This window comes from Echinicola jeungdonensis, from assembly GCF_030409905.1.
In the GTDB taxonomy this organism is placed as follows: Bacteria; Bacteroidota; Bacteroidia; order Cytophagales; family Cyclobacteriaceae; genus Echinicola; species Echinicola jeungdonensis.
Map to the genome: position 1 here is coordinate 115,439 of NZ_JAUFQT010000002.1, position 24,367 is coordinate 139,805.

Annotated in this window: 16 protein-coding genes; 15 read left to right on the forward strand and 1 reads right to left on the reverse strand. The window is 40.7% G+C overall.

Features of this window, described 5'->3' with window-relative positions; all coding sequences use genetic code 11:
• Nucleotides 1-68: 68 nt before the first annotated feature.
• From QWY93_RS13875 to QWY93_RS13905, 7 genes are all read left to right on the forward strand, one after another.
• Nucleotides 69-1,814: a glycoside hydrolase family 43 protein gene (locus tag QWY93_RS13875; protein ID WP_290248950.1), complete on the forward strand. Its 1,746-nt coding sequence runs from the start codon at nt 69-71 to the stop codon at nt 1,812-1,814.
• Nucleotides 1,815-1,935: 121 nt separating this feature from the next.
• A complete protein-coding gene (locus QWY93_RS13880; protein WP_290248951.1) occupies nt 1,936-2,865 on the forward strand; it encodes a glycoside hydrolase in 930 nt (309 codons plus the stop codon).
• Nucleotides 2,866-3,561, forward strand: coding sequence for a glycoside hydrolase (locus tag QWY93_RS13885; RefSeq protein ID WP_290248953.1), 696 nt, complete (start codon nt 2,866-2,868; stop codon nt 3,559-3,561).
• A 151-nt stretch (nt 3,562-3,712) separates the two neighbouring features.
• Entirely contained in the window at nt 3,713-4,651 is a 939-nt protein-coding gene (locus tag QWY93_RS13890; protein WP_290248954.1) for an alpha/beta hydrolase, read from the forward strand.
• Between the two features lie 48 nt (nt 4,652-4,699).
• A complete protein-coding gene (locus QWY93_RS13895; protein ID WP_290248955.1) occupies nt 4,700-4,957 on the forward strand; it encodes an endo-1,4-beta-xylanase in 258 nt (85 codons plus the stop codon).
• 352 nt (nt 4,958-5,309) lie between these two features.
• Nucleotides 5,310-6,461: an endo-1,4-beta-xylanase gene (locus QWY93_RS13900; protein WP_290248956.1), complete on the forward strand. Its 1,152-nt coding sequence runs from the start codon at nt 5,310-5,312 to the stop codon at nt 6,459-6,461.
• 194 nt (nt 6,462-6,655) lie between these two features.
• Nucleotides 6,656-9,376, forward strand: a complete 2,721-nt coding sequence (locus QWY93_RS13905; RefSeq protein ID WP_290248957.1) for a glycoside hydrolase family 3 C-terminal domain-containing protein — start codon at nt 6,656-6,658, stop codon at nt 9,374-9,376.
• A gap of 206 nt (nt 9,377-9,582) precedes the next feature.
• Here QWY93_RS13905 and QWY93_RS13910 read toward each other — a convergent pair whose 3' ends face one another.
• Complete coding sequence (locus tag QWY93_RS13910; protein ID WP_290248958.1) at nt 9,583-11,349, reverse strand: 7TM-DISM domain-containing protein; 1,767 nt, start codon at nt 11,347-11,349, stop codon at nt 9,583-9,585.
• A gap of 655 nt (nt 11,350-12,004) precedes the next feature.
• On the opposite strand from QWY93_RS13910, the gene QWY93_RS13915 reads away from it, so the two are divergent.
• From QWY93_RS13915 to QWY93_RS13950, 8 genes are all read left to right on the forward strand, one after another.
• Entirely contained in the window at nt 12,005-13,126 is a 1,122-nt protein-coding gene (locus QWY93_RS13915; protein WP_290248959.1) for an endo-1,4-beta-xylanase, read from the forward strand.
• A gap of 159 nt (nt 13,127-13,285) precedes the next feature.
• Entirely contained in the window at nt 13,286-14,311 is a 1,026-nt protein-coding gene (locus tag QWY93_RS13920; RefSeq protein ID WP_290248960.1) for a glycoside hydrolase family 43 protein, read from the forward strand.
• A 33-nt stretch (nt 14,312-14,344) separates the two neighbouring features.
• Nucleotides 14,345-16,075, forward strand: coding sequence for a glycoside hydrolase family 43 protein (locus tag QWY93_RS13925; RefSeq protein ID WP_290248962.1), 1,731 nt, complete (start codon nt 14,345-14,347; stop codon nt 16,073-16,075).
• A gap of 278 nt (nt 16,076-16,353) precedes the next feature.
• Nucleotides 16,354-19,242 carry a glycosyl hydrolase 115 family protein gene (locus tag QWY93_RS13930; protein WP_290248963.1) on the forward strand — a complete coding sequence of 963 codons (2,889 nt, stop codon included), beginning with the start codon at nt 16,354-16,356 and terminating at the stop codon, nt 19,240-19,242.
• Nucleotides 19,243-19,247: 5 nt separating this feature from the next.
• Nucleotides 19,248-21,200 carry a sialate O-acetylesterase gene (locus QWY93_RS13935; protein WP_290248965.1) on the forward strand — a complete coding sequence of 651 codons (1,953 nt, stop codon included), beginning with the start codon at nt 19,248-19,250 and terminating at the stop codon, nt 21,198-21,200.
• Between the two features lie 279 nt (nt 21,201-21,479).
• Complete coding sequence (locus QWY93_RS20030) at nt 21,480-21,674, forward strand: hypothetical protein (RefSeq protein WP_290248966.1); 195 nt, start codon at nt 21,480-21,482, stop codon at nt 21,672-21,674.
• Nucleotides 21,675-21,686: 12 nt separating this feature from the next.
• Nucleotides 21,687-21,962: a substrate-binding domain-containing protein gene (locus tag QWY93_RS20035; protein ID WP_290249791.1), complete on the forward strand. Its 276-nt coding sequence runs from the start codon at nt 21,687-21,689 to the stop codon at nt 21,960-21,962.
• A gap of 22 nt (nt 21,963-21,984) precedes the next feature.
• On the forward strand, nt 21,985-24,147 hold the full coding sequence (locus QWY93_RS13950; RefSeq protein WP_290248967.1) for an alpha-glucuronidase family glycosyl hydrolase: 2,163 nt from the start codon (nt 21,985-21,987) through the stop codon (nt 24,145-24,147).
• The last annotated feature ends 220 nt before the right edge of the window (nt 24,148-24,367 follow it).

The window sequence follows — 24,367 nt, forward strand, 5'->3', positions numbered from 1 at the left end:
ACTTAGCATTCGACCGGAGCTCTATTAAAATGAATATAAAAGCAACGCAAACAATTTATAAAAGAGTAATGAAAAAGCAATTAACAATTATTTTAGCAGTTTTGATGACTGTTTTCTCCTTGACCGGAGCTTATAGCCAAAAGAAACCAAACAACGTCCCCGTATTTTCGAAGGCAGTTTATGAAGGAAATGACGAGGTCTATGAAAACAATCCTTTAGCAGAGGATGAATTTTATAACCCGATTCTTCAAGGATGTTATCCTGATCCGGCCATAGCCCGAAAGGGAGATGATTATTACCTGGTGGTTTCCTCTTTTGCTATGTTCCCAGGGGTGCCGATTTTTCATTCCAATGATTTGGTGAACTGGACCCAGATCGGTCATGTGCTGGACAGGACCTCTCAGTTGGATGTGCATGATACAGGGATTAGTGCTGGTGTTTATGCCCCAGATATTCGATATAATCCAAATAATGACACTTTCTATATGATCACTACCGCATTTGCAGGAAGTCTGGGAAATTTCGTGGTCAAAACCAAAGACCCCATGAAAGGCTGGAGTGAGCCGTATAAATTGAACTTTCAGGGTATTGACCCTGCCATATTCTTTGATGAGGATGGAAAAGCCTATGTTGTACACAATGATGCGCCAGCACAGGGAGAGGAATTGTATAACGGTCACCGAGTAATCAAAATTTGGGAGTATGACTTGGAAAGGGATCAGGTCATTGCCGGAACGGACAAAGTGATTGTCAATGGAGGTGTGAACTTGGCTAAAAAACCTATTTGGATCGAAGCGCCACATATCTACAAGAAGAATAATAAATACTATTTGATGTGTGCGGAAGGTGGTACCGGAGGCTGGCACAGTGAAGTGATCTTTGTCAGTGATGATCCAAAAGGTCCCTATAGGCCTGCTCCAAACAACCCGATTCTTAGCCAAAGGCATTTATCACAGAACCGACAAAACAAAGTGGATTGGGCGGGGCATGCGGATTTGACCTTAGGACCTGATGGTAAATACTATGGCGTTTTCTTGGGCATTCGTCCTAATGATAAAAATAGGGTAAATACAGGTCGTGAAACCTTTATCCTACCTGTGGATTGGTCCGGCGAGTTTCCTGTTTTTGAAAATGGATTGGTGCCTATGGAGCCCAAACTGAAAATGCCGGAAGGTGTGGAAAACAAAACCGGACAAGATGGATACTTTCCCAATGGTAATTTCACCTTCGTGGAAGATTTTACTTCCGAAAAACTGGATTACCGTTGGATCGGTCTGAGGGGACCAAGGGAAGCCTTTATTGCCAAAACCAAAGGTGGCCTGCAGATCAAACCTTTTGACAGCAATATCAAAGAGGTGAAGCCCACTTCCACGTTATTTCACAGACAGCAGCACAAGAATTTTTCTTTTACTACTACCTTGGAATACCAGCCCCAATCGGAAAAAGACTTGGCAGGTTTGACCTGTGTGCAGAGTGAGGCCTTCAATTATGTGTTTGGAATAACCAAAGTAGGAAAGAAAAATATACTGCTACTGGAGCGGACTGAAGCAGAGGGCAGAGGAAGAAACCGGGAGGTAAAGTCTGAAATTTTGGCAAGTACGGAGATTGACCTCAAAAATCCGGTGTCACTGAGAGTAAGTGCTAAAGGAGATGATTTCGAATTCAGCTATTCCACCAATGGAACGGATTTTCAAAATCTGGGTGGAATGGTGTCCGGGGATATCCTTTCCACCAATGTGGCAGGTGGATTTACGGGTAACTTAATCGGCCTTTATGCCACCAAAGCCAATGATGCATTACCTGTTTTAGAATAGAAATTTCTAAAAACCTTCCAGGTTTTATGCGTTCAAAGATCTAATTTCAAGGAGTCTGTAATTCTAAACCTGGAAGGTTTACCTACCAATTTAAAACTTAAAAACCAATTAACCCTAAGCCATGAAATACCTATTTAAACCGACCAACCTTAGAAGGTGGGGACCTTACGTCCTCACTTTCTTTATGATGTTGTCCTGTGTGGAGGATACTGACAAAGTGGATAAAGTAGGCCTACTTGCATGGGACGTGGTGACTTTATCCGAAGAAGAGTTGCCAGCAAATGGGGGCAGTGTTACGTTGAATGTGGATTGGGCTTATACCCAATGGAATATCCGGGTGGAGGAAGTGCTGGAAGGTGAGGATTTTATCGATCAGATCACGCCAAGAACTGCCGGCAATTCTTCCATTGGGGCTACCAGTACTGCGGTAAATATCCGTTTCAAAGATAATCCCCAGCCAATCCAAAATGTAGTGCGATTAGAACTGCGGTCTTTGGATGAGGATATTAGGCATTCTGTTGTACTGACACAGGCCGCTAAAGAAATTGATCCGGTGATGGTTCAGCTCGATCCCAATACCCGTTTTCAGACCATATCCGGTTTTGGCGGCGGCAATATGATGTGGGGTTTTGATTATTTGAATGCCGAAGAGATCAGGCTGGCCTTTGGTACAGGGCCGGGAGAATTGGGGCTTTCCATTTACCGGGTAAGGCTTTCCCCAGTTAGAGAAGACTGGTCTGCCTTGGTAGAAACGGTAAAAGAAGCCCGGAAATATGGTGCGAAAATCATCGCTTCCCCATGGTCTCCACCTGCGGCATTTAAAAATAATAATGAACTTATTGGAGGCCACCTTTTGGAAGCACATTATGCCGATTATGCTGAATACCTTAATGATTTTGTCCAGTTTATGGCCGGTGAAGGAGCTCCGGTGGATGTGGTTTCCATTCAGAATGAACCGGATATTCAGGTAAGCTACGAATCCTGTGACTGGACGGCTGATCAGGTGTATGATTTCATCAAAAACCACGGAGACGCTATCCAAGGAGCCTAATTGACTGCTGCCGAATCATTTAACTTCAAACAATCCTATACCGACCAGATACTCAATGATCCGGAAGCTTTGGAAAACCTGGACATTGTATCAGGGCATATTTACGGGTCCGGTTTAGCTCCTTATCCTCTGGCGGAGGAAAAAGGCATAGAAGTATGGATGACGGAATACCTGATGAACCAAAACAGTGGAGTGGACATCGATAACTGGAATACCGAGGAAGTGGCCATTTGGGAAGAATCCATGGGGATGCTGGAAACCATTCATGGTGCCATGACCTCCAATTGGAATGCCTATATCTGGTGGTATATCAGGAGGTTTTATTCCTTTTTGGGTGATGGTGAGCAAGGTACCACAAGGGAAGAAACCTTACGCAGAGGCCATGCAATGGCGCAGTTTGCCAAATATGTGCGGCCAGGATACGAAAGAATCAGTGCGACTGTTAGTGGAACCGATGCAGATCTGGGAATCACCGCATATGATGGAGAAGGAAAAGTTGTGGTGGTAATGATTAACTGGGAAGAAAATGCCATTCCTGAAGTCCTGTTGGATTTGCCGGAAGGGATTACCCAAGCAGTTTCCTATACCACATCCGTATTCAAGGAGCAGGAAAAGGCCGAGTTGACATTGGGAGAGGAGACCGTAATAGTGGCACTTCCAGCCAAGAGCATTACTACGGTGGTAATGGAAAAGTAATGTGGAGGACAGCCCAAGGGCAGGTGAAGACCAGGGTGGATTATGAATTTGCCTATCGGCTTAATGGAAGGGACTTTGATAATCCAGACTTGTATGAGTTCACGTCCAATGATACAATCGATTAATTTTAACCTATTTAAATAACTTGATAATGTTGTATATAATGAAAACCTTTGCTAAAACTGTCGTTGCAGGTGTATTACTTTTTTGTGCCAAAGCTACAATGGCGCAGGAGGGGATCATTTATCCACTTGATAACCCGGAGGAACCCAATGCTATCCCATTGGGTACAGGTGGTGTAGAAGACCAACCTTCTCAAGAGACCTGGTTTCGTCAATGGGGCGACCCGATGGCCAGAAATATCAGTAACGCCACCCTAACCCCTTTCTTTCCTGAACCTGGCAAGGGTAACGGTGCTACAGTGATCGTAGCGCCCGGGGGAGGGTTTAGATGGCTTTCAATGGATAACGAAGGCTGGGAAGTGGCAGAAGCTCTAGCTGAGCAGGGGATCACGGCATTTGTTCTCAAATACAGGCTGCATCCGACCCCCGAATCCTTGGAAGACTTCAGTAATTCCATGAATAGAGCCTTTGGCGAAGCATCCAAAGCGACACAAGACGGAGAAACCCCTCCGCGACCTCGCAGGAACCTGTCCGATCAACTCGAAGATGCAGAAGCCGCCTATGCCATGATTGTTGAGCGCGCAGAAGAGTGGGGAGTAGATATAGACAGGATAGGCATGATTGGCTTTTCGGCAGGTGCCGGACTTACCATGCACTGCACACTCAACTCAGAGACCATGGATTTGGCCTTTATCGGTCCGGTCTATGGGGGGATGGGAGAAGTAGATGTTCCAGAGGATGCGCCTCCTATGTTCAATGTAATTGCCAGCGATGATTTTCTGTTCAACGGGCAATTTGGTGTGGTCCGCTCCTGGTATGAAGCTGGTATACCAGTAGAGTTTCACCTTTACCAAAATGGAGGTCATGGTTTCGGCCTGGGAAACCCCGATCGTACCAGCAATCGTTGGTTTGAGGCTTTTATGCACTGGTTGGATGTGAACGGCTTTCTGAAGGGAGATGACAGGTGAAAACTGAAAAGCGGAGACGGAAAAACATATACCGAACGCCCTTTACGATTGGGTCCTGACGGGGTGATCTTTTACCGGGAAGATTCTCCCAGGTACCAAATGATAGGAGAAGCGTATATTGATTCGGCTTTTGTATATGCCCACAGAGCCGATCCAGATGCCAAACTGTTTTACAATGATTACAATTCTATTTTTGGCTGGAAAAGGAACAAGATCTTTGATTTGGTCAAAAGACAAAAAGAAAATAATACCCCTTTCCCTGAGATGATGTTTAAGTGGATCAGCCTTGCAGGTATTGGGCGTTAAGAAATTAAAGAAGCGGGTAAGCAAAAAGGCAGGCTTGTTTGACGAATTGCTGCCGAAAAGGTGATTGGCAGCTAAACAGGAGGAGTTTGTCTGCATGAGCGAGGGCTTTAATTTTAGCCCGATAGATACACCACGGCAGGATTTTTTGGTCACTTTTTGACCTGCAGCAAAAAAGTGACGAAGTATGGATTGATTACAATGGTGGGATTTTGCTAACAGAAACAAATTTAACGTCCGCTATAAGTCTTATGGGCCGAATTTGTGTTAGAAATTAAAACGAATACGGGCAGAATATTTCCCCAGTCCATTCTAACGTCAATTTATTAACCTAAACTCAAAACAAACCTATTCTATGAAAAAACTTGGACTTAATTTTTGGACTTTTATTGCTTTAAGTCTATTTATATTCAGTTGTAACCCTTCTGAGGAGATGCAACCGGACTTGGATGGTCAGCCGGATCCCAATGATGACCATCAGCCTCCAAATGAAGAAGAAGTGGTGGCTGTTCCGCTAAAAGAACTGTTCAAAGATTATTTCCCTATTGGAGCAGCGATCACCCCTCAGCATGCGGATCCCAATACGGCGCATGGGGAAGCACTACTGGAACACTTTTCCAGTGTGACAGCGGAGAACGTCATGAAGCCGGATCATTTGCAAGGCAATAAAGGAACGTTTACCTGGGACAATGCCGATAAGATAGTGCAATTTGCCAGGAAGCACAATATCAAGGTCAGGGGACACTGCCTGACCTGGCACGCCCAGACTTCGGACTGGATGTTTTATGATGAAGATGGAGCGCTTTTATCAAAGGAAATAGCCTTGGATCAACTGGAAGAACATATCACTACCGTTGTGTCCAGGTACAAGGGAGATGTATATGCCTGGGATGTGGTGAATGAAGCCCTTTACGATTGGGATCCTGATGGGGTGATTTTTTATCGGGAAGATTCTCCCTGGTATCAAATGATAGGAGAGTCGTATATTGATTCGGCTTTTGTATATGCCCACAGAGCCGATCCAGATGCCAAACTATTTTACAACGATTACAATTCTATTTTTGGCTGGAAAAGGGACAAGATATTTGAATTGGTCAAAAGGCTAAAAGAGAATAATATCCCTATCGATGGCATCGGGATGCAGGGGCACTGGTTTGTAGGAACTTCTGAGGAAGACATCCGTACCACATTGGATTTGTACAGACAGTTGGGGGTTGAAATTCAGATTACGGAATTGGACGTATCGGTATATTTGTCAGGAGACGAGACAGGCTCAGAGACGTACACGGAAGCATTTTCCATTAGACAAAAGCAAGCGTACCGAATGATTTTCCAGGTCTTGCTGGATTACAGCGATATCATTACAGGGGTGACGTTTTGGGGCATTGGAGATGATGGAACCTGGCTGGACAAACCGGGGCGTAAGGCTTTTCCGTTTTTGCTGGACGAAAACTTACAGCCCAAACCGGTGTATTTTGAAGTGCAGGAGTTGGTGCAAAACCACTGATAATAGCCATTTGCACCATTGTCAATGAGATGATGTTTTAAAGTTCTCGCAAAGGCGCAAGGACGCAAAGGAAGTTAGTTATGAGTCACTTTGAGACCTTTGTCCGCTGCGTCGGAAGGCAAATTGTCAATTCAGCTTTAACATTACACTAGATGAAAAAAACAGATAATTGATATCACAAAAATAACTTTAAAATGAAAGTGAAAACTTTAGAAAAACCACTAATACCCAAATTAGGATTTTGTTTTAGTACCATTGGATTAAGGTTCTTGGGACTCGGCTTCCTGATTTATATAATGGCCGGAAATATGGGTATCCAAGCCCAGGAAAGCGGGCCTGATTTTTCTTTTTTGGACACGGATAAAAACTTTGAGGAGCGGGTGGATATTCTGGTAGACCAGATGACCCTTGAGGAGAAGGTAAGCCAGATGATGAATGCCTCGCCGGCCATTCCACGCCTGAAAGTTCCAGAATACAATTGGTGGAACGAATGCTTGCATGGCGTAGCTAGGGCAGGCTATGCCACAGTTTTTCCGCAGTCCATTTCTGTAGCGGCCTCTTTTGATAAAAATCTTATGAGAGAAATAGGATCGGTAATTTCCGATGAGGCCAGGGCCAAGCACCATGAATTTATCCGGAACGGCAAAAGAGGAATTTATACCGGACTGGATTTTTGGTCCCCGAATATCAATATCTTCCGAGACCCGAGGTGGGGAAGGGGACATGAAACCTATGGAGAGGACCCTTATCTCACCGGAGAGTTGGCTTCCCAATTTATAGAGGGCTTGCAAGAGTATGATGGAAAATATCTGAAGACCATTGCTACTTCCAAGCATTTTGCTGTTCATTCTGGTCCAGAGCCCCTTCGTCATTCTTTTGATGTGGATGTGAGTGACCGGGACTTGTATGAAACCTATTTCCCTGCATTCCGAAAAACGGTCAAAGAAGCCAAGGTATATTCCATCATGGGGGCCTATAATCGGTTTAGGGGGGAGTCCTGCAGTGGCCATGACTTTTTATTGAATAAGGTTTTGAGGGAGCAATGGGGATTTGAAGGCTATGTGGTGTCGGACTGCGGGGCTATTCAGGATATTCATACCGGCCATAATATTGCCTCTTCGGAAGCGGAAGCTGCTGCTATCGGTGTTTCTGGAGGATGTGACCTGAATTGCGGCAATTATTATACTCACCTGACTGATGCTGTAGAGCATGGTCTTGTAAGAGAAGAAGAAATTGATACCGCAGTGAAACGGTTATTTTTGGCCAGGTTCAAGTTGGGGATGTTTGATCCGGAGGAGGAAGTTTCCTTTGCGCAGATTCCTTTTGGGATAGTTTGCTCTGAAGCACACAATACCTTAGCTAGAAAGGCGGCCCAAAAAAGCATGGTGCTGCTCAAAAACAAAGAGAATTTGCTGCCCCTATCAGTGGATCAAGTCAAAAAGATAGCGGTAATAGGTCCCAATGCGGATAATGTGGAATCGCTTCTGGGAAATTATCATGGCATACCCAAAAAACCGGTTACTTTTTTGGAAGGAATAAAACGTAAAGTAGGTCCCAAAGCAGAGGTGTTGTACTCAGAAGGAGTCCATCCCGCAGAGGGTTTTTATAATTTGAAGCCTATTCCTTCTGCCTATTTTGAAACCGAAGAAGGACGTCAGGGACTTAAAGCTTCCTATTATAATAACCTAAACTGGGAGGGGGAACCGGTTTTGGAGCGGATAGATGACCAAATTGACTTTTCCTGGGAGCATCAGCCTATTTCCAAAGAGCTGATTGACAACTTTTCCGTAAAATGGAAAGGATACTTAGTCCCTCCGGCAAGTGGACAATATGAATTTGGTGTGTTTTCAAAAAGGGGCATGAATATACGTATAGACGGGAAAGAAATATCCAATGGGTCGGGGACCATCCACCGGGGAAGGTATGCTACCGATATTCTTTCCCTAGAAGAGGGAAAAAGGTATGAAGTTGAAGTGACTTTCTTTAGTGATGAGACCAATGCCATCGCCCAAATGCTATGGGCCAGGCCGGATGTCAGCAAGATAGATGAAGCGGTCAGCTTGGCCCAAAGTGCGGATTTGGCCGTGGTGGTGCTGGGATTGTCCCAAAGGCTGGAAGGGGAAAGCATGGATGTAATCACGCCAGGATTTGATGGAGGAGACCGTACAGCCATCACTTTGCCGGCCCAACAGGAAGCTTTACTTAAGGCGGTGAAAGCAACCGGTAAACCCGTGATTTTAGTATTAAATGCTGGCAGTGCCATGGCCATCAACTGGGCGAAGGAAAATGTGGATGCCATTATAAGTGCGGGATATCCTGGAGAAGAAGGAGGCAACGCCTTAGCTGACGTGGTCTTTGGAGACTATAATCCCGCGGGCAGGTTACCGGTCACCTACTACCAATCCCTGGAGGATTTACCACCGTTTGAAGATTATGATATGATGGGGAGAACCTACCGGTATTTCGAAGGTACCCCACTTTATCCATTTGGCTATGGGCTGAGTTATACACGTTTTGAATATACAGATCTGAAAGTTCCAGCTCAGGTAAAAGCCGGAGAAAGCATATCCGTAAGCGTGAAAGTCGCCAATGTTGGGGATCTGGCAGGTGATGAGGTAGTTCAATTGTACCTGACAGATCTAGATGCTTCTACGGTGAGACCGATCAGGCAACTGGAAGCTTTTGAACGTATACATTTGAAACCAGGAGAAAGTAAGGAGGTGAATTTTATCATAGCTCCCAGACAACTTTCTATGATCAATGCTCAATCCAAAAGAGTAATTGAAGAAGGTGATTTCACGGTGTATGTTGGTGGAAAACAGCCCGGATTTGAGGGTAATTTGGATGCGGAAACTACAATGGTGATTGAAGGAGAATTTCAGGTAAAGGGTGTTAAGCAGTTTCGTGATCTTTAATGTTTTGCAAGTGTAAATTGCGTTTTACCATTTTACAACCTTGAGTGCTAAGAAATCAATCCTACAAATTGGGGGTGAAATTGGAATTTGGTGACTTGTTTTCCGAAAAAATGCTCCAAAGCGTATCATCCTTTGGAGCGTTTTTTTTTGTTAAATCGGTAACTTCAACTTGGAATATAAAGTTGACGGATTTATCGAATATCGATTTACTCCGGATGAACCAAAGCCAAATTTTCCCATCCACTGAGTTCCTTATTATGGTCAGTTTTTTCCATTGCTTGATTGATCTTGTTTTTAAAGGCCCAGCAGGTTTCCCTTCTGAGGTCCAGAATTTCGGATAATTCATTTAAAGTAAGATCTACATCCTTTCGGTTGGATAGGTAAAGGATGTAAAATGCCTTTTCTATCGGGAATTTAAGTTTATGGAACAAGGTATCCACAGTGGGAGATTCGTAATAATTACAGTTTTTACACCTTCTGCCATGATTGGCTCCCTCTGCAAATTTGTTGTAGCCACACTTTTTACATGTGTATTTATTTTTCCATTTTAATTCAGCTAAAAATTTTAGACAACTGTCCTTATCCGGAAAAACTTTTTTAAAATCTTCAAAATCCAGTCCCTTCATCAAAGCGAGGTTTTTTGTGGTTTCATCCACACTCATTTTTAGTTCCTTATTGTTTTCCCTTAGAAACTCGTTTATTTGCTCAACCTGCGAATTAAGTTCCCTTAATTTAATATTGGTGGTTTGGAGCTCTACGTTTTTGCTTGCCAGGTCAGTAGCCATCTTTTCTATCTGTTCAGTTCGCTCTTTGACTTTGATTTGCAGCTGGTTATTCATTTCATCGGTGAGCTTGTTTTTTTCTTTTAAGGCCTCCGTCCTTTCCTGACTTACTTTTTGGAATTGGTCCTGAAGAAATTTAATCTGATTAAAAATGGATAAAGAAAATAATACGACCTGAATAAAAATTACAGGGTGCACAATATACCAATTAATGATTGGGTCATTGAATAAGGTGATGGTTTTGGTATAAGAATGAATTATTACTAAGAATAAACATGTATAGGCCAAGATATAAGACCAGGAATAAATCTTGGTTTTTATCAATTTATAAAGCCCTACTAAAAATGGAATTAATAGGATAATTAAAGTAACGGTAATATAGGGAATAGCGTTTAAGGTATATCCTAATTCCTGGTTTGCAAAAACTACCAGTTTCATGGCAATGGCTAATAAAGTTAGCTTAAATAGCCTAGGGCTTGAATTGTATTTTTGGACAAACTTGTTAGAAAATAGCAGGGTGGCGAGAATGACCAACAATTGGGTAATGGATTCATCGGTTATTTTATTCAAACTTGGCAGATTCGGCCAAAGAAACTGGAATCCCAGACCATCCCGTCCAAAAGAAAACCAGATACAGGCAAAAATAAAACCTGAAAAATACAGGTACAAGGAGTCCTTTAATTTGAAGGTCAGGTAAACATTAAATATGAAAATGATAAATAAAACCCCATAGTATATTCCCAATAAAAGATATTCATTTAGGGAATGTGAAATAAACCTTTCGTTGGACCGTAAATGAAAATTAAAAGCCAGCGGATAACTACGATTGATTTTAAAATAATAGGTTTTCTTTTCGCCTGGCCTTAAATCAAGGAAATAATTGAAATTTTTATGATGAATATTTCTTTTGGAAAAAGGAAAGTCATAACCAGCGGTGTTGCTGATGAAATTTCCCTCTGGATTAGGAAAATAAAATGTAATTTCATCCAAGTCAAAACCCCAGGACTCAAAATACCATGAATGGTCATATACATCCTGTTGGTTTTCTACTATCATTTTGAGCCATAGATTTTCATTTAATGCCCCATAAACAACATGGTTATCGGTGACCTGAAGGAAATTTTGCTGAAAGGTACTATCTGAGATGTCTTCTATTGACAATTCACTGGTCGGGTCCACATAGTATTCCATGTACTTAATTATTTCAGAATAGTCCTGGCTGTCTTGGATAATTATATGATTTTCCTGATTAGTGGAGTTTCCGAAAACTGCTATGTTAAAATAAATACAGCAAAGTAACAGAAGGAAATAATTTTTTCTCACTGGGGGAAGTATTGAATTTGGGTTAATTTATTTCATTAATGAATATACAAATAATAATAAGATCAGCCATTTTAGGATTATCATTTGGATTAAATTCCGTTCTATTAGATAAAACAGAAGGAAAATTTTTTTATTGATAAGTACTGTTATGATGTTTTTAACACTAAAAAATTTGTTAAAATACTGATAGCCAGTACTTTGAATTAAGTGCAACGAAGTTTTATTTGAAAAGGTTAATACCAATTATGTTTTTTAGTTTATAAAAGGCTGTAATGATCAAAAATGAACCCGTTTATCCTTTTCTATACCTTTTTTCTTAGGGAAAATTCTTCTTTAAATCATTGTTATTTAAGCGTATTGAATTTTTTAAAATATTGATAATCAGATTGTTAGTAAATTTGTGTCTACTTTATTATTTCAAAATGGTCATCTACATTTGTCTTAATGCTAATCCAAAGGAACGAACAATTCGGTTTTTGTTGGCTTAGCAGATTTCCCAAACATAACCAAATGTATAGATCTTATGTCCAAGAGTAGATTAGTTAGTTTTTTTATTGTTCTGTCCGGAATGGTTTTGGTTTCATTTACCCTTCTGGAGAATAAAATAGGTATAAAGGAAGTTTTCAAGGAAGACTTTTTAGTGGGGGCAGCAATTAATACCCGAAATCTTGAAAATAGTGATGCCAGAAAAACTCTATCTGAGCACTTTAACAGTATCAGTCCTGAAAACCTCCTGAAGTGGCAATTAGTGCACCCTGAACCTAATCAATACTTCTTTAGTCAAGCTGACAACTATGTCCAATCGGGAAATGAGATCAATTCATTTGTGGTGGGACACACATTGGTTTGGCATAAACAAACTCCGGATTGGGTTTTTGAGAATGCCGATGGAGGAGCTAAAGGGAAAGAAGAATTGATCAAAGAAATGGAGTCCCATATTGGAGTTGTAGTGGGAAGATACAAAGGAAAGATTCATGGTTGGGATGTAGTCAATGAAGCTATTACCGATGATGGAGCCTACCGAAAGTCCAAGTGGTTCCAAATAGCAGGAAAGGATTTTATTAAAAGAGCTTTTATCAAAGCAGCGAAAGTAGATCCAAGTGCCGAGCTATATTATAATGACTATAATATGTGGAAGCCTGCAAAAATTGATGCTGCCCTTGAAATGGTTATGGAATTAAAGGAAGAAGGCATAAGAGTTGACGGGGTTGGAATGCAGGGTCATTTTGGCCTGGAATATCCCACAATTTCACAGATTGAAACATCGATCAAAAAAATTTCTGATCTGGGTCTGAAGGTAATGATAACGGAACTGGATATCGATGTATTGCCCAATCCTACTAACCGTCAGGGAGCTGATATTGATGATAACTTTGAGTACGAACCTAAATATGACCCCTACCGGGAGAAAATACCAGAGGAGGCTCGTCAGAAATTAGCTCAAAGATATAAGGAGCTCTTCAGACTGTTTCGAAAACACCGGGAGTCAATCAGCCGGGTTACCTTTTGGGGCATAAAGGACAGTGACAGTTGGCTGAATAACTGGCCAATTCAGGGCAGGACTGCATATCCTCTATTTTTTGAAAATGATTTTTCCCTTAAAGAGGAGATTGAAAAAATGTTAATGGAAATTGATGTTAAATAATTACACAATCCTTAAAAGATTCTATAACTGATTTAAAATAAAAACTTAACCACCTGTAAAATGAAATTGAATTCTCTCATTAGCCTTTTCACTATATGTACTTTAGGCCTATATAGTTGTAATCCCTCTCAAGGTGACCAAAATTCAAATGATGAAACAATGACATCAGAGGAAACTGTTGAGTTTTTGGATCAACCACTCCTGACAGATTTGTATACAGCTGACCCTTCTGCTCATGTGTTTGATGGCAAAATTTTTATCTACCCTTCCCATGATATAGAATCTTCTGCAAAAAATGACGATTCTGGCGACCAATATGATATGAAAGATTACCATGTTTTTTCTTTGGACGGAATTGAAAATGAAGTGGTAAATCATGGAAAAGTATTGGATTTGGATGATGTGAAATGGGCAAAGAAGCAAATGTGGGCCCCTGATGCAGCAGAAAAAGATGGAAAATATTACCTCTATTTCCCGGCCAAAGATAAGGAAGAGATTTTCAGGTTGGGCGTAGCTGTTTCTGATAACCCGGCAGGTCCGTTTGAACCACAACCCGAACCTATTAAGGGAAGTTTTAGTATGGATCCAGCAGTGTATCAGGATGATGACGGAACATATTATATTTATTGGGGAGGAATTTGGGGCGGCCAGCTTCAAAAGTGGAGAACAGGAAAATACCTTTCTACTGGGGATGATCCCTTTTCGGATGAACCCGCGGACCATGAACCTGCTATTGCTCCAAAGGTGGCCAAGCTGACAGAGGATATGCTGGAGTTTGCTGAAAACCCAAAGGATGTTCTAATCCTGGACAAAAATGGTGAGCCTATTAAAGCGGGTGATCATGAAAAAAGGTTTTTTGAGGCTTCCTGGCTTCATAAGCATAATGGTATTTATTATTTCTCTTATTCGACCGGGGATACCCATAATATTGTTTATGCTACCGGGGACAATCCTTATGGTCCATTTACCTACCAAGGAGTGATTTTACATCCAGTACAAGGCTGGACCAACCACCATTCCATAGTGGAATTTAGGGGACAATGGTATATTTTTTATCATGATACTCAGCTTTCGGGAAAGAATTATTTAAGAAATATAAAAATGCATAAGCTGGAACATCGTGAAGATGGAAGTATTGCTCCTATTTACCCTCTTAGTTATGATAAAAATTATCGTAACAAATAATATTCAATGTTTTGTAAAGGAATAAACCTGTTGTTGGAAACTATAAAATCCAAAACAACTTCAATACTCGTTTTGATTTGTGGGGGGCTTTTATTAATGGGGTTGGTCTCCTGCAAATCGAACGGGGTTGGAAACTTAAGTCTCGCAGATACAAGTGGTGAAAGTAATAATACATTTGAAAACCCCATTTTGCCGGGTTACTATCCTGACCCAAGTATTTGTAGGGTTGGAGAGGATTATTATTTGGTGAATTCTACTTTTGCTTATTTCCCAGGAGTGCCTATTTTTCATAGTACCGATTTGGTGAACTGGAATCAAATTGGACACGTTTTGAACCGCCCCGAGCAGATTGACCTGGAGGGATTAGGTATCTCTCGTGGAATTTTTGCTCCCACAATTCAATACCATGAGGGTAGATTTTACATGATTACTACTTTGGTAGGAAAAAGAGGAAACTTTTTGGTTACCGCTGAAGACCCTGCAGGCCCATGGAGCAATCCCATATGGCTACCTCAGGTGAATGGAATAGACCCATCTCTTTTTTTTGATGAAAATGGACATTCCTACATCGTGTATAACAGCGACCCACCAAATAATGAACCGCTTTACAATGGCCATAGATCCATAAAGCTAATCAGGTTTGATAAAGAAAGCCTTCAGACTAAAGGTGAAGCTCGTGTTATTGTCAATGGGGGGGTGGATCTTTCCAAAAAGCCAGTATGGATTGAGGGACCGCACCTATTTAAAAATGGAGACTATTATTACCTCTGTGCGGCAGAAGGAGGAACCAGTGTAAACCATTCACAGGTGATCTTCAGGACCAAGCAACTCGATGAACCATTTGTGCCCTGGGAAAACAATCCCATTTTAACTCAACGTCATTTAGATCCAAATCGCGAAAATCCTGTTTCCGCAACCGGACACGCAGATTTGGTTCAAACACAAAATGGCGATTGGTGGGCGGTATTTCTGGGAACCCGTCCTTACGATAATAAAGATAGTTATAATATTGGAAGGGAAACTTTTCTGGCACCAGTGGAGTGGAATGAGGACCATTGGCCAGTGATAAACCCAGACCATGAAGCGGTTCAGTACAATTATCCAGTCCCAGATCTTCCAAAAGGTGAGGTAAAGGATTTTCCAAAATCCGGATCCTTTACCATTTCAGATAAATTTAATAGTAAGGAATTAAAACCTTATTGGGTTTTTATCAGAGTACCCCAGGAAAAGTGGTACAAGCTGGATGGCAAAGGGCTTCATCTAAATCTAAGGCCTGAAACAGCAGGGGGGACATCAACACCTTCTTATATAGGTAGAAGGCAGCAACATATTAGAGGGGAAGTGGAAACAGCAATGGAATTTACTCCCAAAAAAACCGGAGAAAAGGCAGGATTGCTTTTTTTCCAGAATGAGACCCATCACTTCTTTTTTGGAAAATCGATAAGTGAAGAGGGGGATAAAGTGATAGGCCTTTACCAATCTGATAGTTATGGTAATTTGAATTCTATTGAAGAGCACCCAGTGGGCAGCTCCGAAAAGGTTTATTTAAGGGTTGAATTTAACAAAGGAATTTACGAATTCCTCTATAAAATGAAAGGTAAAGATACTTGGAGGACTCTGGCGACATTTAGGGAGGGAGAATTCCTGAGCTCAAGGGTAGCGGGAGGTTTTGTAGGGGTAACAATAGGGCCTTATGCTACATCAACTCTGCAACCATCTACCAATGCGGCTTTATTTAAGCATTTTATATATAAGGGATATTGAATAGTTAGTTTTAGTATTAGGGTTTTGCATTAGAAATTCAGGGGAGTCTCTCTCCTGAATTTTTCTGGATAATTTAATCAAATTGAGTTTTTATTGTTCCTAACTACTATGCAACATTTTGAATGAAATAAAAATAAACTGATTTGATAAAGTTTTCCAATATTAAAAATGAGAAGGGTTAAATATTCATTTAAAATTTGAAGAAGTCTTAATTGTATTGCTGGACTTAATAAGTCAGCTGATGAATTATATAATTAAAATTAATTATAAACCATATTATGTTATTAGCAATTTACCAAAATACCAAAAACGTCTTTTTTGCTCTTTTCATTTTGGTCTTATTAACCTCTTCCACCTTCGCCGGCCAGGAAGGGGATATGGTAAGTTCAGAAAGTGGATTGAATAGATTTCCAATTGTCACCCATAGTGCAATAACACCTATTCTTGTGGAAAAGGAAGAAGAGAAAGGAGTGTTAATTGCAGCCGAAAATTTTTTAGATGATATAAAATCGGTTACCGACAAGTCTCCCAAACTAGTTGAAAGTAATGAAGTCTCCCAATCCAAACAGCTTTTAATTATAGGAACCATAGGTAAGAGCAAACTTATTGACCAACTGATCGAGGAAGGTAAGCTAAATGTATCTGGTATGGCAGGCAAATGGGAAAATTACCTAATAGAAACCATCGACGATCCAATAGAAGGAGTAGAACAAGCTTTAGTCATTGTGGGAAGTGATAAGCGGGGTACTATTTTTGGAATTTACGAAATGTCCCGACAGATCGGGGTGAGTCCCTGGAATTGGTGGGCGGATGTCCCTGTGGAGAAAAAAGGGGAACTATACTTTAAAAATGGTAGGTATCATTCCGGAACCCCTGCCATTCAATATAGAGGGATTTTTATTAATGATGAGGCACCTGCACTTAGTGGTTGGGCGCAGGAGAAATTTGGAGGTTTTAACCATAAGTTTTATGAAAAGGTGTATGAATTGATCCTAAGGTTAAAAGCTAATTATTTATGGCCAGCCATGTGGGGACGTTCTTTATATGAAGATGATCCCCTTAATCCTGTTGTGGCAGACCAATATGGAGTTGTAATTGGAACCTCCCATCATGAACCATTGATGAGAGCACATGCGGATTGGAGCAGACATGGTAAAGGTGAATGGGATTATTCTAAAAATAAAGAAAACCTTCAACAATTTTGGAGAGAAGGAATTGAGAGAATGGGCAGCAAGGAAAGTTTGGTGACCATTGGTATGAGAGGTGATGGAGATGAGCCCATGAGTGAGGAAAGCAATATAGAATTGTTGGAACAAATTGTAAATGATCAGAGGGAAATTATTGCGGAAGTAACAGGGAAACCTACTAAAAAAACGCCTCAAGTTTGGGCCCTGTACAAAGAAGTTCAAGAATATTATGATAAGGGAATGCGGGTTCCCGATGATGTTACCCTGTTACTTTGTGATGATAACTGGGGAAATGTTCGTAAACTACCCAAGTTAGGCGAAAAACAGCATAGCGGAGGTTATGGAATGTATTATCACTTTGACTATGTGGGAGGCCCTAGAAATTATAAATGGATAAATACCAACCATATTCCCCGAATTTGGGAGCAAATGAATTTAACCTATAGGCATGGAGTAGATAAAATTTGGATAGTGAATGTGGGGGATATCAAACCCATGGAATTACCAATTTCATTCTTTCTGGACTTTGCCTGGAATCCGGACAATTGGCCTGCTGAAAGACTTCATGATTATGTGGTTGATTGGGCAGCTCAACAGTTTGGTTCGGCCTTTAAAGTTGAAATTGCTGGATTATTGGATAGCTATACCAAGTTTAATGCCCGCAGGAAACCTGAATTGGTAGATGAGGAATCTTTTAGCCTTACACATTACAATGAATTTGACCGGCTTGTAAAAGAATATAAGGATTTGGCCGTAAAAGCTCAGGGAATTTATAAGAAAATCAATCCAAAGTATAAATCTGCCTACTATCAATTGGTACTGTTCCCCATCCTGGCCAGTTCAAATCTTTATGAGATGTATTATGCGGCAGCAAAAAATAAGCTTTTTGCTTTTCAGGGAAGAGCTTCAACAAATCCTGAAGCCCAAAATGTAAAAACTCATTTTGAAAAGGATGCTGGCCTGACTCATTATTATAATACCCAATTGGAAGATGGAAAATGGAATCATATGATGGATCAAGTTCATATTGGCTATACTTCGTGGAATGACCCTTCAAAGGATATTATGCCAGAAGTAAAAGAAATTAACCTACCTACAAAAGGGGCCATGGGTGTGGCCTTGGAATCCGGGGCTTTTTATCCGGATGATAAGTCTCTTAAAACAAGGACGTTTACCCCTTTTGATAAGGAAAATGGATCATTAACCCTTTATAACCAAGGTAAAAAGCCAATCGATTACAAAATATCAAAAAAACCTGAATGGCTGAAATTGTCTGCTTCTTCTGGCCAGATTGAAAAGGAAGTTAAATTGGGAATGGATATTGATTGGTCCAAAGTATCTATTGGGAATCAGGAAGGTAGGCTTATAGTTAAATCCGGCAAAGATAAAGCCGAAGTCATAATTCCTGTAAATAAGTTCACTGTACCAGATGAATTTGAAGGATTTGTAGAAGCTGGAGGCTATGTTTCCATAGAAGCAGATCATTTCACTGGTCAACAAACAGTTGCTCCGGTAAGATGGGAGGTTATCCCTGGGTTAGGAAAAACAGGATCTTCTGTAACAGGTTTCCCCGTAAGGTCTCCGGATGGTGCCTCAAAAGACCTTGCCAATTATCTTTCTTATAATACTTATTTTACCACCCCTGGAGAACATACCCTACAAATAAACCTTGCCCCTACATTAAATTTTCATAACAGCGAGGAGGGATTGCGTTTTGGTATATCTGTTGATGATCATGCGCCCGAAATTCTGTCTATGCACAAAGGAAGACATTCAGGAGAATGGAATAAATGGGTAGGAGATGCTGTCAATATTACCACCTGCAAGATTAAAATTGATGAGCCGGGTGCTCACGAGATTAAACTTTGGCTGGTGGATTCAGGTGTGGTGGTTCAAAAATTGGTGGTGGATACTGGAGGATTGGAAAAAAGTTATCTAGGACCAGCAGAAAGTACTTTTAAGGTTAAATCTCTAAAATGAAAATAATGAAAAAGCAATGCTCAATATGGCATTTCTTATTGGCCGCAATTCTTTTTATTTCAGCTTCGCAAATTTCATTTGCGGAGGTTAAGCTCCCCAACCTATTGACTGATGGGGCTGTTTTGCAGCGGGACAAACCAATGGTGATTTGGGGTTGGGCTAATTCTAATGAAAAAATTGAGGTGAATTTTGAAGGGGTCACTAAGGTTACCCATGCCAAACCAAATGGAGATTGGGTGGTGACATTTTCATCCATGAAAGCAGGAGGTCCATATGTTCTTGAGGTAGAGGGAGAGAAAGAAAGCCTGACCGTTAATAATTTGTGGATAGGGGATGTTTGGATTTGTTCGGGGCAATCCAATATGGAGTTAACCATGGAGCGGGTTGCGCCTATGTTTCCTGATGAATTTGAACGTTCTCCGAATCCTCAAATTCGCTATTTTGATGTACCGGATCATTATGATTTCCAAAAGGAAGCTAAGGACACTAAAGGGGGAAATTGGATAGAAGCGGGACCGGAACATCTTAAGGAGTTTTCTGCTGTCGCTTATTTTTTTGCAAAGCATCTCCATGAAAAATATAAAATACCAATAGGTCTGGTCAACTCAAGTGTGGGAGGGTCTCCAATTCAATCCTGGATTAGAAAACAAGAGCTTAAAAGTTTTCCCGAAGACTATCAAGAGGCTGAAAAGTTTAGTGACCCTAATGTGATTGAGGAAATTCAAGAAAATGATAGGGCAAAAAGGGATGCCTGGCAAAGGGAGCTATTGGAAAAAGACAGGGGACTCACAAACTCAAATAAACCTTATTTTGATCCCTCCATTTCTACTGAGGGATGGGAGAAAATGAATAAGGTGGATCTTTTGCCACGCTCCCAAGATAAACTTCCCAATGGAGTATATTGGCTCCGGAAAGAAATTGATATTTCATCTGTAAAATCAGAGGATTCTTCCAAATTATTGTTAGGAAGATTAATCGATAGCGACCGGGTTTACTTTAATGGAGAGTTGGTAGGAAGTACCTCCTATCAATATCCTCCAAGGCGATATGAGGTGCCAAAAGAACTTATTAAAGAAGGTAAAAATACGCTCGTAATCCGTTTGGTCAGTGAACGGGGAAGGCCAGGGTTTGTAACTGATAAACCTTATCAAATTAAGGTAGGAGACAAGACATATAATTTAAGTACTGACTGGAAGTATATTCAGACAGCAGAAATGTCATCCATGCCAGGGCAGACCTTTATCCGTTGGAAGCCACTAGGCTTGTACCAAGGGATGATAGCTCCTTTACAGCGTATTCCAGCAAAGGGGATAATTTGGTATCAAGGGGAGTCAAATGCAGGAAATCCTGGCATTTATTGCGATCAGATGAAAGCTTTAATTGAAGGATGGAGAAGCGCATGGGAACAACCTGATATGCCTTTTATTTTCGCTCAACTCCCAAATTTTATGCAACCTGTAGATCAACCCGTCCAGGAAGGCTGGGCAGGTTTGAGAGAAGCCCAACGTCAAGCATTGGAAGTACCCAATACTGGTATGGCAGTGACCATTGATGCGGGAGAAGCAAATGATATCCACCCGCTAGACAAAGAAACTGTGGGAATCAGATTAGCCATGGAAGCCATGAAAGTTGCTTATGGGGAGAAAGGTGATCTATCGAGTCCCATGATAAAAAAGGCAGTGACCCATAAGAGTAAAATTAAACTGGCCTTCGAACAGGTCGGTAAGGGATTGAAAGCAGAGGATGGTGAGGAATTGGGAGGATTTGCTGTGGCAGACAAGGAGGGTGATTTTCATAGGGCCAAGGCTAAAATCAAAGGTAATAAGGTGATACTAGAGTCTCCTGTGACTTCTCCAACAACTGTTCGATACGCCTGGGCTAATAATCCGGTTTGGGCTAATTTATATGGGAAGAATGGTTTGCCAGCATCACCCTTTGAGATAAAAGTTTCCCAATAGAATTTTTTACCCAATTGACCTACAAATATGTAACTAGTGTCAACCGCTTATGGGAAAATAAAATCAATTTATTAACAGGTTTATTAATTGGGAAGGGGGGCAAAACAGGAGAAACCCCTTTCCATCTTCCTGCAGGTTTTTGTTGGCTGAAAGACAAAACCTTTGCATTCACCTTTGCATTGATCTGGATATACATGACTCATAATCGACAATAATCAAGCGGCCTAAAATGCAACAAAACACCTAATTGAACAAGGTTGTAAAAACATTGTACATGTTTTGGGGGATACCAAAGTCAATGTATATTCGGAAAGGTTAAAAGGTTTCAAATATGTATTGACAGACCATGACATTCCCTTTAATCCTAAAGACATTATCCATTCTAACCTTAATGAGGATGCTGGCGGAAAGATTGCTAACAAAATATTGAGCAGGAAAAATCTTCCTGATGGCCTTTTTATATATGATGCTTGAGCGGCAAATTGCATCCAGACGCTCAAACAGGAAGGAATTAAGATTCCGGATGATATCTCAGTCGTCGGATTTAACAAAGACAGGATATCCAGACTCATTGAGCCCAACCTAACTACGACCTTTTACCCAGGACACGAAATGGGGGAAGTGGCCATGAAAAATCTCATCAATCACCTTGGAGGTAAATCAAAGGGTGTTCTAAACAATACTAATACTATCATTTTAAGCTCTGAATTGATCTTCAGAGCTTCTTCATTGAGAGATAAAACCAACAAAAAAAATTATTAACCCAAAATAAAATTTCTACTTTATGAAAAGACCTTCATTCTTTCTTTTCGTCCTTGTTTCGTTTTGCCTTTTATACGACACGCTTTATGGCAAGGATGGATACAATCTCTGGTTGCAATACGCAAAAATTGAGAGTCCAGAATTGGTCGATGCTTATCGAAAAAACACTCACAAAATCACACTTCCGCAAAATTCCTCTACCACTAATATTATTAAAAATGAATTGACCAAGGCATTTAAGGGAATGCTGCTCACTAGTCCAGAGTTTTCTGAAAAGAACATTGAAAATCACAATCTCGTTATTGGTACTCGAGACAATTTCCCTTGGCTCATAGAATTAGTTGATAAAAAACAATTAGATAGTCTTGGCCAAGAGGGATTTATCATAAAGAGCACCTTTTTCAAAGATCAACCCATTACAGTAATTACAGGAAATTCAGACCTAGCTTTGCTTTATGGAACATTTGAGTTCTTAAAATTAATTCAAACTCACAAGAGTATCTCGGACTTAAACATCACTTCTATTCCAAAAACAAAAATAAGGGTATTAAATCACTGGGACAACTTGGACCGATCGGTCGAAAGAGGGTATGCAGGCTCTTCTATCTGGAATTGGCATTTGTTACCTGACCACATTGATCAGCAATATTTAGATTATGCACGTGCTAATGCTTCTATCGGAATTAATGGCACAGTTTTGACCAATGTAAACGCCAACGCATTAGTATTAACTCCTTCTTATCTCAAAAAAGCAGCAGCATTAGCAGAAGTATTCAGACCCTACGGCATCAAAGTTTACTTAACCGCAAGATTCAGTGCCCCAATAGAAATTGGCAATCTTAAAACAGCTGACCCTCTAGACAAAAATGTCCAAAAATGGTGGAAGGAAAAAGCAGAAGAAATTTATTCCTACATACCAAATTTTGGGGGTTTTTTGGTTAAAGCAGACTCAGAGGGGCAACCCGGTCCCCATAACTATGGCCGGACACAAGCCGATGGAGCCAATTTATTGGCCCAAGCTTTAAAACCCTTTGGAGGAATTGTTATGTGGAGAGCATTTGTTTACAGTGAAGACACACCTGATGACCGGGCAAAACAAGCTTATAACGAATTTAAACCTTTGGATGGAAAATTTGATAATAACGTATTGGTTCAGGTGAAAAACGGCCCCATTGACTTTCAACCCCGGGAACCTGTCCATCCCCTTTTTGGAGCAATGCCTCAAACACCTCTAATGATGGAATTTCAGATCACTCAGGAATACCTTGGACAAGGCACTCATTTGGTTTATTTGTCCAAACTTTACGAAGAAATATTAAGTACAGATATTAATGCTAAAGGTCCAGGCTCCACTGTTGCAAAAATCATAGATGGAAGTTTAGAAAACCACCCTTTAAGCGGCATGGCAGGAGTTTCCAATATCGGCACTGCAAGAAACTGGACCGGCAATCATTTTGGCCAGGCCAATTGGTATGCATTTGGAAAACTGGCTTGGAACCCATATGAAAAATCAGAAAAAATTGCGAAAGATTGGATTGAAATGACTTTTAGTAGTGATCCCCAATTCATAAACACTTCCCTGGACATTATGATGGAGTCTCATGAGGCTGTAGTCAACTATATGACCCCACTTGGTCTTCACCATATTATGGACTGGAATCACCACTATGGCCCTGGCCCTTGGGTTACGGACAAACACAGAGATGACTGGACTTCTACCTATTACCATCAAGCAGGGGCTGACGGGATAGGGTTTGATAGAACATCCTCTGGAAGCAATGCCCTCAGTCAATATTCCTCTACCATCCAAAACCAATTCACCAACCTTAAAACCTGTCCAGAAAAATACCTGCTTTGGTTCCACCACTTACCCTGGTCCTATCAAATGCAATCTGGAAAAACACTTTGGGAAGAATTGGCATTTCGTTACCAGAAAGGAGTTGATCAAACTACTCAAGCATTACAACAATGGAGCACTTTAGAAGGCAAAATAGATGATGAGCGATATAAACACATCCTTTCTTTTCTTAAAATTCAGGAAAAAGAAGCCAAATGGTGGAAAAATGCTTGTTTACTTTATTTCCAACAATTTTCAAAATCTCCTTTACCGCAAGGTGTTGACGATCCCAAAAAGACTCTGGAGGATTACAAAAAATATAATCCTCAATTTGTGCCGGGAATTTAAGGATCCAATGATGAATAATTAATTAAACTCAAACAAGAAGTTAACCCTAATTACTGGAGGAGCTTTGGGGCACTCCAAAAGATAAAAAGAGGCTGAAAAGTTTGATTTTTATCTAAATTCATTCCGAATTATCCATCACTCATTCTTATTTCTCCATTTTAAATTGGGGTGAAAAATCATCAGGAAATGGAAACAGAAAAAGTCCTTGTCAAAACGTTTT

Excerpts from the sequence above, each read along its gene's own strand:
- QWY93_RS13875 (WP_290248950.1), top strand. The coding sequence starts at position 69 with ATGAAAAAGCAATTAACAATTATTTTAGCAGTTTTGATGACTGTTTTC.
- QWY93_RS13880 (WP_290248951.1), top strand. The coding sequence starts at position 1,936 with ATGAAATACCTATTTAAACCGACCAACCTTAGAAGGTGGGGACCTTAC.
- QWY93_RS13890 (WP_290248954.1), top strand. The coding sequence starts at position 3,713 with ATGTTGTATATAATGAAAACCTTTGCTAAAACTGTCGTTGCAGGTGTA.
- QWY93_RS13900 (WP_290248956.1), top strand. The coding sequence starts at position 5,310 with ATGAAAAAACTTGGACTTAATTTTTGGACTTTTATTGCTTTAAGTCTA.
- QWY93_RS13905 (WP_290248957.1), top strand. The coding sequence starts at position 6,656 with ATGAAAGTGAAAACTTTAGAAAAACCACTAATACCCAAATTAGGATTT.
- QWY93_RS13910 (WP_290248958.1), bottom strand. The coding sequence starts at position 11,349 with ATGGAATACTATGTGGACCCGACCAGTGAATTGTCAATAGAAGACATC.
- QWY93_RS13915 (WP_290248959.1), top strand. The coding sequence starts at position 12,005 with ATGTCCAAGAGTAGATTAGTTAGTTTTTTTATTGTTCTGTCCGGAATG.
- QWY93_RS13920 (WP_290248960.1), top strand. The coding sequence starts at position 13,286 with ATGACATCAGAGGAAACTGTTGAGTTTTTGGATCAACCACTCCTGACA.
- QWY93_RS13930 (WP_290248963.1), top strand. The coding sequence starts at position 16,354 with ATGTTATTAGCAATTTACCAAAATACCAAAAACGTCTTTTTTGCTCTT.
- QWY93_RS13935 (WP_290248965.1), top strand. The coding sequence starts at position 19,248 with ATGAAAAAGCAATGCTCAATATGGCATTTCTTATTGGCCGCAATTCTT.
- QWY93_RS13950 (WP_290248967.1), top strand. The coding sequence starts at position 21,985 with ATGAAAAGACCTTCATTCTTTCTTTTCGTCCTTGTTTCGTTTTGCCTT.